The following is a 9,477-nucleotide window of genomic DNA, read 5'->3' as shown; positions in this document are numbered from 1 at the left end:
CTTACTTGCCGGCGGCCCAGGCGTTGAAACGCTCTTCGAGATCCTCGCCGTACTCGACCCAGAACTCGGTGCTGGTCGCGAACGCGCCCTTGAGGTTGGCCGGCGCGGTCGGCAGGTCGGCGGCGAGCTTCGGATCGATCTGCGCGATGGCGTCGTTGTTGGTCGGACCGTAGGGGATGTTCTGCGAGTACACGGCCTGACGGTCGGCCTGGTTCGCGAAGGCGATGAACTTCATCGCCATGTCCTTGTTCTTCGAACCCTTGACGATCGTCCAGTGGTCGATGTCGTAGATGCTGCCGTTCCAGACGATCTTGAGGTTCTTGCCTTCCTTCTGCGCGGCGGCGATGCGGCCGTTGTAGGCCGAGGACATCACCACGTCGCCGGCGGCGAGCCACTGCGGCGGCTGCGCACCGGCCTCCCACCACTGGATGTGCGGCTTCAGCTCGTCGAGCTTCCTGAAGGCGCGGGCAACGCCTTCCTTGGTCGCGAGCAGCTTGTAGATGTCGGCTTCCGGCACGCCGTCGGCGAGCAGCGCGAATTCGAGCGTGTACTTGGCGCCCTTGCGCAGGCCGCGCTTGCCGGGGAAGGTCTTCACGTCCCAGAAGTCCGCCCACGAGGCCGGGGCCTTGGCGAGCTTGTCGGCGTTGTAGGCGAGCGCCGTCGACCACACGAAGATGCCGGCACCGCACTCGCTGACCGCAGCCGGCACGAACTTCGACTTGTCCCCGAGCTTGGCCCAGTCGAGCTTCTCGTAGAGGCCCTCGGAGCAGCCGCGCAGCAGCTCGGGGCCTTCGACCTCGACGATGTCCCACGAGACGTTGCCGGTCTCGACCATCGCCTTGATCTTGGCGATCTCGCCGTTGTACTCGCCGGCGACGACAGTGCCGGCGCCGCTCGCCTGGAAGGGCTTGTAGAAGGCCACTTCCTGCGCCTTCTGGTTGCTGCCGCCGAAGGAGATGACGGTCAGGTCGGCCGCCCCGGCCAGCGTCGCGGCCGAGCACAGGCCGGCGGCGAGCAGGGCGGAAAGGATGCGCTTGGACTGGAACTTCGTGGACTGCATGATTTGCTGCTCCCCCTGAGGGTTGAAGGACCGGCGTGCTGCGCCACCGGCGGCTGCGGGCGGCGCCGGGCTGGCCGCCGTCCGTCGTTGTTGCGGAAGCGGTGGATCAGGCGGCGACCGGATCGAGCGCGCGCAGGTCGTCGGCCGACCAGCCGACGGCGAGGGTGTCGCCGGCACGCCAGCGCGGGTCGAACTGCGACACCGGCACCTTGACCGTGAATTCCCGGCTGCCGGCGAACTCGAGACGCACGCGCAGGTGATCGCCGAGATAGATGAAGTCGCGGATGCGCGCCTCGAAGACGTTGTCGGCGCCCTGCGCGGCGCCGGCCAGACGCAGGCGCTCGGGCCGGATCGAGGCCGAGGTGCGGCTGCCGACGCCACCGACGTTGACGGCCCGCGCCTGCACCAGCGGACCGTCGTCGAGGCGCACGGTGCAGCTGCGGTCATCGATCGTCTGCACCTCGCCGGCCAGGCGGTTGTTCTCGCCGATGAAGTGCGCGACGAAGGAGTTCTGCGGGTGTTCGTACAGGGTTTCGGGGGCGTCGATCTGCTGGATCACGCCGTCGTTGAACACCGCGACGCGGTCCGACATCGTCAGCGCCTCGCTCTGGTCGTGCGTGACGTAGACGACGGTCAGGCCGAGCTGCGCGTGCAGCTGCTTGATCTCCAGCTGCATGTGCTCGCGCAGCTGCTTGTCGAGCGCCCCGAGCGGCTCGTCCATCAGCACCAGCTTCGGCTCGAACACCAGCGCCCGGGCGAGCGCCACGCGCTGCTGCTGGCCGCCGGACATCTGCGCCGGGTAGCGCCCGGCCAGCGCACCGAGGCGGACCATGTCGAGCGCGCGCGCGACCTTCTGCGCGATGTCGGCCTTCGGCAGCTTGCGCACCGACAGCGGGAAGGCGAGGTTCTCGGCCACCGTCATGTGCGGGAACAGCGCGTAATTCTGGAACACCATGCCGATGTCGCGCCGGTACGGCGGCAGGTTGTGCAGGGGCTTGCCGTCGAGCAGGATCTCGCCGTGCGTCGGCGTCTCGAAACCGGCCAGCATCATCAGGGCCGTGGTCTTGCCGGAACCCGAGGGCCCGAGCAGCGTCAGGAACTCGCCGCGGCCGATGTCGAGGTTCAGGTTCTTCACGACCAGGTGTTCGCCGTCGTAGGTCTTGCGGACCTCGCGGAACCGGACGAAGGCGTCGCCGCCGGACTGCGTGCTCATGTGGCGCCTCTTTGGCTGGGGGCTGTCACGGCTGCGGCTGTCAAGGACACCGGTCGGTGCCCCTCGGCCGAAGCGCAGTTATCATGTGCGGTGCAGGCTAACAGTGTTTAAAAAACTCAACAACGCAAAGCCACATAAACCGTGGCAACCCTGCGATACGCCCGTTGTTCCGCAATGAAGCGTTTATTATTTCGAGCCAATCGGACGGGAACCCGGTAAAATCCGCCGCCTGTCGCGTCCACGGTTGCGCACCGTGACCGGCACATCCGGCGCTGCACCAGACAGGTGCAGCGCTTCGCCCCGCTCCGGGGCGTCCGGGTTGACAGCGTAGCCGGCACCGACCGGGGTGGCGGCGCAACGGGACAAACGATGAACAGCCTTCCGGAACAGCTCGTGGACGGCACCGCGGGCGACAGCGGCTTCGATGTCGGCGCACGGCTGCGCGCGGTGCGCGAGGCCAACGGCCTGTCGCAGCGCGAACTGGCGCGCCGCGCCGGCGTCACCAACGGCACGATCTCGCTGATCGAGCAGAACAAGAACAGCCCCTCGGTCTCGTCGCTGAAGAAGGTGCTCGACGGCATCCCGATGACGCTCGCCGAGTTCTTCGCGCAGGACGAACCGCCGCAGGACCAGGTGTTCTTCCGCGCCGCCGAGCTGGTGACGCTGACGCGCGGTGCCGTGTCCTTCCGTCAGGTCGGGGCCCGCGCCGGCCACGCGCTGCAGATCCTGCACGAGCACTACGCGCCCGGGGCCGACACCGGCCGCGCGATGCTGCGCCACGACGGCGAGGAAGGCGGCATCGTGCTGCGCGGACGCATCGAGCTGACGGTCGGCGACCGGCGCGAGATTCTCGGCCCCGGCGACGCATACCACTTCTCCAGCCGCATCCCGCACCGCTTCCGCAACCCGGGCGACGAGGAATGCGAGCTGATCTCGGCCTGCACGCCGCCGTATCTGTGATATCTGCGAGATCTGCGCGGGTCTCCGTGAGCCGGGCGCGCGACTTTCTGTAAACATCGTGCGCGCGCCGCCGATGACAGCCGGAATGAGGGCCTGACGGCTCGCCGGCCACGACCGCGGCCTCTACGCTCTGTGCCCCGCAATCCCGCACGTGCCACCGGGTTGATTCCGCCCGGTTCCGGAGCCGTCGCTGATGAACGATCCCCTGTCCCAGACCACCGAGTTCCTGCGCGGCATCGAAGCCGCACTCGATCCGTTCGGCATCGGCCGTGCCTGTCGCGAGACGGTCACGGCCTGGCTGCAGCAGCCGCAGCAGCTCGCCGAGTCGATGGCGCGCCTCAGTGCCGACGTGCTGCGCGTGCAGGCGCACGCCTGGAAGAAGGCGCTCGGCGTCGAGTCCGATGATGTCGAGCCGGTCTCGGGTTTCGACGAGCGCTTTCAGGACCCGGCCTGGACCGCACATCCGGGCTTCGATGCGCTGAAGGAGTTCTACCTGCTGCAGACGCACTGGCTGCAGGACGCGATCTTCGCCACCCCCGGCCTCGATCCGGCCTCGGTGCAGCGCGCGGCGTTCTGGGTGCGGCAGGTGCTCGATGCGATCGCGCCGACCAACTTCTTCTGGACCAATCCGCTCGCGATCGCCAAGGCCATCGAAAGCGGCGGCACGACGCTGCGCCAGGGCCTGACCCACTTCGCCCGCGACCTCGCCGCCGGCGACGTGCTGATGGTCGAGCCCGATGCCTTCGAACTCGGCCGCGAGCTGGCCGCCACCGAAGGCGTCGTGGTGTTTCGCAACGAGCTGCTGGAAGTGATCCAGTACACGGCGCAGACGCCGCAGGTCCACGCGATGCCGGTCGTGCTGGTCGCACCGTGGATCAACAAGTTCTACATCCTCGACCTGAAGCCGCGCACCAGCCTCGTGCGCCATCTGGTATCCCAGGGCTTCACGGTGTTCGTGACCAGCTGGCGCAACGCCGGCGCCGAGGCACGCGACACCGGCTTCGAGGACTACCTGATGCACGGCGTGCGCGCGGCGATCGACACCGCGCGCGCGATCACCGGCTCGCCCGAAGTGCACGCGGTCGGCTACTGCCTCGGCGGCACGGCGCTGTCGACGCTGATGGCCTGGTACGCCGCCGGCGACGAGCCCTGCCCGGTCGCGCACTGGACGCTGTTCACGACGCTGACCGACTTCTCCGACCCCGGCGAGATCGGCGTCTTCCTGACGCCGGAAACCGTGGACTTCATCGAACGCAACATGCAGCGCAAGGGCTATCTCGACGGCGCCGAGATGGCGCGCAGCTTCCGGCTGCTGCGCCCGAACAGCCTGATCTGGCACTACGTCGTGCACAGCTACCTGTACGGCGCCGAGCTGCCGCCGTTCGACGTGCTGTTCTGGAACATGGACACGACGCGCATGCCGGCGACGATGCACGCCTGGTACCTGCGCGAGCTGTACCTCGGCAACCGGCTCGCGAAGGGCGAGATCACGCTCGGCGGCCGGCGGCTGCAGCTCGGGCGCGTGCAGCAGCCGCTGTACGCGGTCGGCTGCGAGCAGGACCACATCGCGCCGTGGAAGCAGACCTTCCTCACCTGCGGCCTGGTCGGCGGACCGGTGCGCTACGTGCTCGCGACCTCCGGCCACATCCTCGGCATCATCAATCCGCCGGTCGATCCGCCGAAGCGCCGCTACTGGGTCGGCGACGCCAGCGGCTGCAGCGACGGTCCGGCCTGGCTCAACGGCGTCGCCAAGGTGCCGGGCTCGTGGTGGGAGGACTGGGTGCCGTGGCTCGCCGCACGCTGCGGCGAACTGCGCGAACTGCCGCCGCTCGGCACCGCCGAATATCCGGTGCTCGCCGCAGCGCCCGGCACCTACGTGCTGCAGAAGTAGCCGCGCACGCACTCACGACTCACCGGCGGCAGGGGATTTCGCAGCCCCTGCACGCCCGCGACTGATCCGCCTCAGCGCCCGAGAAAACGGCGCAGACGCTCCAGCGCGAGTTCGATGCGATCCAGCCCGGTCGTGTACGCGAAGCGCACATGCGTCGCGGCCTCGTGCGCACCGAAGTCGATGCCCGGCGTGATCGCCACCCCGGCGGCCTCCAGCAGTTCGAAGCAGAACGCGTAGGCATCGTCCGTGTGCCGGCCGGCGTCGGCGTAGACGTAGAACGCGCCGTCCGGCTGCACCGGCACGCCGAAGCCGAGTTCGCGCAGCGCCGGCACCAGCCGGTCGCGCCGGCGGCGGAAGGCCTCGCGCCGCTCGACGAAGATCGCCTCGGCCTCGGGCGTGAAGGCCGCGAGTGCGGCGTGCTGGGCCGGCGTCGAGGCGGCAAGGAACAGGTTCTGCGCGAGCTTCTCGGCCTCGCGCACGTGCGAGGCCGGCGCCACCAGCCAGCCGAGCCGCCAGCCGGTCATGCCGAAGTACTTCGAGAAGCTGTTGATCACGAACACGTCCTCGCCCCCGGCGAGCGCCGTCGCCGGCTCCCCGTCGTAGACCAGACCCTGATAGATCTCGTCGACGATCAGCGCCCCGCCGCGCGCGCGCACCTCGGCGTGGATGCCGGCCAGGGCCGCCGGCGGCACGCAGGTGCCGGTCGGATTCGACGGCGAGGCGAGCATCACCGCCGCGGTGCGCGCATCCCAGTGCGCGGCGACGAGCTCCGGCGTCAGCTGGAAGCGGGTGTCGGCCCCGACCGGGATGCCGAGCGCCTCGGCGCCGCAGAAGCGCACGAAATGCCGGTTGCACGGATAGCTCGGATCGGCGAGCAGGCAGCGCTCGCCCGGATCGAGCAGCACGCCGGCGGCGAGCAGCAGCGCACCGCTGGCACCGGGCGTGACGAGGATGCAGTCCGGATCGACGCCGACGCCGTAGCGGCGTGCGTAGTCATCGCTGATCGCCGTGCGCAGCGCCGTGAGCCCCTTGGCGGCCGTGTACGCGGTGCGCCCCTCGGCGAGCGCACGCCGGCCGGCCTCGACGACCGGCGCGGCCGTGACGAAATCCGGCTCGCCGACCTCCATGTGCACGATGTCGCGGCCGGCGGCTTCGAGCGCCTGGGCGCGGGCGAGCAGTTCCATGACGTGAAACGGGGCGATGCCGGCCATCCGTGCGGCGATGCGGGGACGGGTCATCGGGAGGCTTCCTCGACAGTCATCGGCATGAACCTTCAGGTCCGCCAAAACGACGCGACCGCAGCGGGCTGCGGTCGCGCGGGCGGGAAAACGGCGGGGGCGGGCTCAGCGCACGTCCTTCGGCGTGACCTTCAGCGAGGCACCGAGCGGGTCCGGCGCCGCCTTGCCCTGACCCATGCCCTCGGAGAGGCGGATCTGCAGGCTGACGTTGTTGCGCGAATCGGCGTTGCGCACGGCCTCGTCCTTGCTGATGCGCCCGCCCTTGTACAGGTCGTACAGCGCCTGGTCGAAGGTCTTCATGCCGATCTCGGTGCCCTGCGCCATCGCCTCCTTGATGCTCTCGAACTTGCCCTTGAGGATCAGCTCGGAGATGTACGGCGTGTTCAGCATGATCTCGACCGCCGGCACGCGCCGGCCGTCGACCCCGATGATCAGGCGCTGCGACACGATCGCGCGCAGGTTCTGCGACAGGTCCATCAGCAGCTGCGGCCGCGCGATTTCCGGGAAGAAGTTGATGATGCGCTCCAGCGCGCCGTTGGCATGGTTGGCGTGCAGCGTCGACAGGCACAGGTGGCCGGTCTCGGCGTAGCTGATCGAGTACTTCATCGTCTCGGCGTCGCGCACCTCGCCGATCAGGATCACGTCCGGCGCCTCGCGCAGCGCGTTCTTCAGCGCATCGCCGTAGCTGTGCGTGTCGATGCCGATCTCGCGCTGGCCGATCACCGACTTCTTGTGGTGATGCACGAATTCGATCGGGTCTTCAATGGTCAGGATGTGGCCGGCGGCATTGCTGTTGCGGTGATCGATCATCGCCGCGAGCGAGGTCGACTTGCCCGAGCCGGTCGAGCCGACCATCAGCACCAGCCCGCGCTTCTCCATGACCAGATTGCCGAGGATCTGCGGCAGGCTCAGCTCGACGAAATCCGGAATCCGCTGCTTGATGTAGCGGATGACCATCGACACCTCGCCGCGCTGGCGGAAGACATTGGCGCGGAAACGGCCGATCTCGCTGACCGACAGCGCGAAGTTCGATTCGAGGTCGCGTTCGAATTCGCGGATCTGACTGTCGGTCATCAGCGAGTAGGCAATCTCGCGCACCGCACCGGGCTTCAGCGGCACGTTGCCGAGCGGCATGACCGTGCCTTCGATCTTGATGTTGACCGGCGCCCCCACGTAGAAGAAGAGATCCGAGGCCTCGCGGTCCACCATCAGCTTCAGATACGGTGTGACATCCATGGACTGCCTCCCCCCATCGATCACTGCCGCCGCCGCGGCGCACCAGGCGCCTGCGCGAAGCCGCTGCCTGCCGCCACGACCTGCCTCGCCCGCTGCGGATCAGCGGGCGCGGTTCAGTCCGTTCAGGGCCGCGACACGGTACGCCTCGGCCATGGTCGGATAATTGAAGGTCGTGTTGACGAAGTACAGCAGCGAATTGGCCTCGCCGCGCTGCGCCATGATCGCCTGGCCGATGTGCACGATCTCGGCGGCCTGATCGCCGAAGCAGTGGATGCCGAGCAGTTCCAGCGTATCGCGGTGGAACAGCAGCTTCAGCATGCCGACGGTCTTGCCGGTGATCTGCGCACGCGCGAGGCTCTTGAACCACGCATAGCCGACCTCGTACGGGATGCAGGCCTCGGTCAGCTCCCGCTCGGTGCGCCCGACCGAGCTGATCTCCGGCGAGGTGTAGATGCCGGTCGGCACGTACTCGACGAGCCGGCTGTCGCAGACGCCGTCGGCCATGTGCGTCGCGGCGAAGCGCCCCTGATCGTAGGAGGCGCTGGCGAGACTCGGATAGCCGATGACATCCCCGACTGCGTAGATGTGATCGAGCGCCGTCTGGTAGTGCGCGTTGACATCGATCTGGCCGCGGCCGTTCGGGCGGATGCCGAGTTCTTCGAGCCCCATGTGCTGGGCGTTGCCGGTGCGGCCGTTGGCCCACAGCACGATGTCGCTCTTGATGCGCTTGCCGGACTTCATGTGCATGACCACGCCGTCGGACTGCGCCTCGACGCGCTCGTAGGTCTCGTTGTGGCGGATCACGACCCCCTGGTCGCGCAGGTGATAGTTCAGCGCGTGCGTGATCTCGTCATCGAGGAAGGACAGCAACTGGTCGCGGGTGTTGATCAGGTTCACCTTGCAGCCCATGTTGCGGAACATGCTCGCGTATTCGCAGCCGATCACGCCCGCGCCGTAGATCGAGATCGACTCCGGCGTGTAGGCCATGCTCAGGATCGTGTCGCTGTCGAACACGCGCGGATGGTTGAAGTCGACGTCGGACGGCCGGTACGGACGTGAACCGGTGGCGAGGACGAAGTGATCCGCGCGCAGCCGCACCGGCTGGGCGCCCCGCAGCTCGATCGTGTGCGCATCGACGAAGCGGGCGGTGCCGCGATAGATCGGGATGCCGTTGCGGTCGTAGAAGTCGCGGCGCACGGTCGCCTGCTGCGCGATCACCGACTCGGCCGTCTTCAGCAGGTCGGGGTACGAAAACCGCACCGCCCGGCCGAGGCTGCGGTACAGCGCGCTGCGGTTGAACTCCATCATCCGGTTGATCGCATGGCGCAGGGCCTTGGACGGGATCGTGCCCCAGTGCGTGCAGCCGCCACCGACGGCGTTGTACTTCTCGACCACTGCAACCAGCTTGCCCGACTTGGTGGCCTTCATCGCCGCCCCTTCGCCGCCCGGTCCCGTGCCGATCACGATCACGTCGTACTTCTGCTCGCTCATCTCTGCCCCTTGCTGATGTTGACCTGCGGCATGCCGCCGGATGCACGCCATGACCGGCCGGTGCGCCGCAGTATACCGGCAACACGCCGACAAGCCGCCCGCCCCCCCGGCCGGCGGCCTCCACTGCAGTCAGATTATTTTACATGTGGGTTCACCCTCTCCCATATCACCCTAGCTACATCCCTTTATATTCATCATGTTATCAATCATGGCCCATTGCTTGCCTGACAGGAGACAGCGCGCTGCTCTCAGGACTGAGGCTAATTCCCGCGGACTGGCGCCGCGCTCCTGGCTTCCGGCCTTACGATCTGAACCAAAGGGCTAAACACATGATGAAGAAGCAGATTGCGGTCGCGCTCGGCGCCGCTCTGGCGCTCGGAGGCACGAG

At 68.0% G+C, this 9,477-nt stretch carries 7 protein-coding genes; 2 read left to right on the top strand and 5 right to left on the bottom strand.

Features of this window, described 5'->3' with window-relative positions; all coding sequences use genetic code 11:
• Window position 1 precedes the first annotated feature (1 nt).
• Complete coding sequence (locus PKE44_RS04870) at window positions 2-1,060, bottom strand: ABC transporter substrate-binding protein (RefSeq protein ID WP_324548597.1); 1,059 nt, start codon at window positions 1,058-1,060, stop codon at window positions 2-4.
• Window positions 1,061-1,166: 106 nt separating this feature from the next.
• The gene (locus PKE44_RS04865) at window positions 1,167-2,273 is read right to left on the bottom strand and encodes an ABC transporter ATP-binding protein (protein WP_324548594.1); all 1,107 of its coding nucleotides are present in this window, start codon (window positions 2,271-2,273) and stop codon (window positions 1,167-1,169) included.
• Between the two features lie 369 nt (window positions 2,274-2,642).
• On the opposite strand from PKE44_RS04865, the gene PKE44_RS04860 reads away from it, so the two are divergent.
• Both PKE44_RS04860 and PKE44_RS04855 read left to right on the top strand, forming a co-directional pair.
• Window positions 2,643-3,233 (top strand): cupin domain-containing protein, encoded by a 591-nt coding sequence (locus PKE44_RS04860; protein WP_324548592.1) that lies wholly within the window; start codon window positions 2,643-2,645, stop codon window positions 3,231-3,233.
• Window positions 3,234-3,426: 193 nt separating this feature from the next.
• On the top strand, window positions 3,427-5,124 hold the full coding sequence (locus PKE44_RS04855; protein WP_324548590.1) for an alpha/beta fold hydrolase: 1,698 nt from the start codon (window positions 3,427-3,429) through the stop codon (window positions 5,122-5,124).
• Between the two features lie 71 nt (window positions 5,125-5,195).
• Here the strand turns inward: PKE44_RS04855 and PKE44_RS04850 are convergent, their stop codons facing one another.
• The 3 genes from PKE44_RS04850 to sthA all read right to left on the bottom strand — a co-directional run bounded on the left by PKE44_RS04850 (window position 5,196) and on the right by sthA (window position 9,089).
• Window positions 5,196-6,362 (bottom strand): pyridoxal phosphate-dependent aminotransferase, encoded by a 1,167-nt coding sequence (locus PKE44_RS04850; protein ID WP_324548589.1) that lies wholly within the window; start codon window positions 6,360-6,362, stop codon window positions 5,196-5,198.
• A gap of 105 nt (window positions 6,363-6,467) precedes the next feature.
• Window positions 6,468-7,598 (bottom strand): PilT/PilU family type 4a pilus ATPase, encoded by a 1,131-nt coding sequence (locus tag PKE44_RS04845; protein WP_324548586.1) that lies wholly within the window; start codon window positions 7,596-7,598, stop codon window positions 6,468-6,470.
• A gap of 99 nt (window positions 7,599-7,697) precedes the next feature.
• Complete coding sequence (gene sthA / locus PKE44_RS04840; RefSeq protein ID WP_324548583.1) at window positions 7,698-9,089, bottom strand: Si-specific NAD(P)(+) transhydrogenase; 1,392 nt, start codon at window positions 9,087-9,089, stop codon at window positions 7,698-7,700.
• Window positions 9,090-9,477: the final 388 nt, after the last annotated feature.

It is taken from the genome of Plasticicumulans sp. (assembly GCF_035331805.1).
GTDB lineage: Bacteria > Pseudomonadota > Gammaproteobacteria > Competibacterales > Competibacteraceae > Plasticicumulans.
The sequence above is the reverse complement of the archived record's forward strand: the minus strand, read 5'-3'. Positions and strand labels throughout refer to the sequence as shown.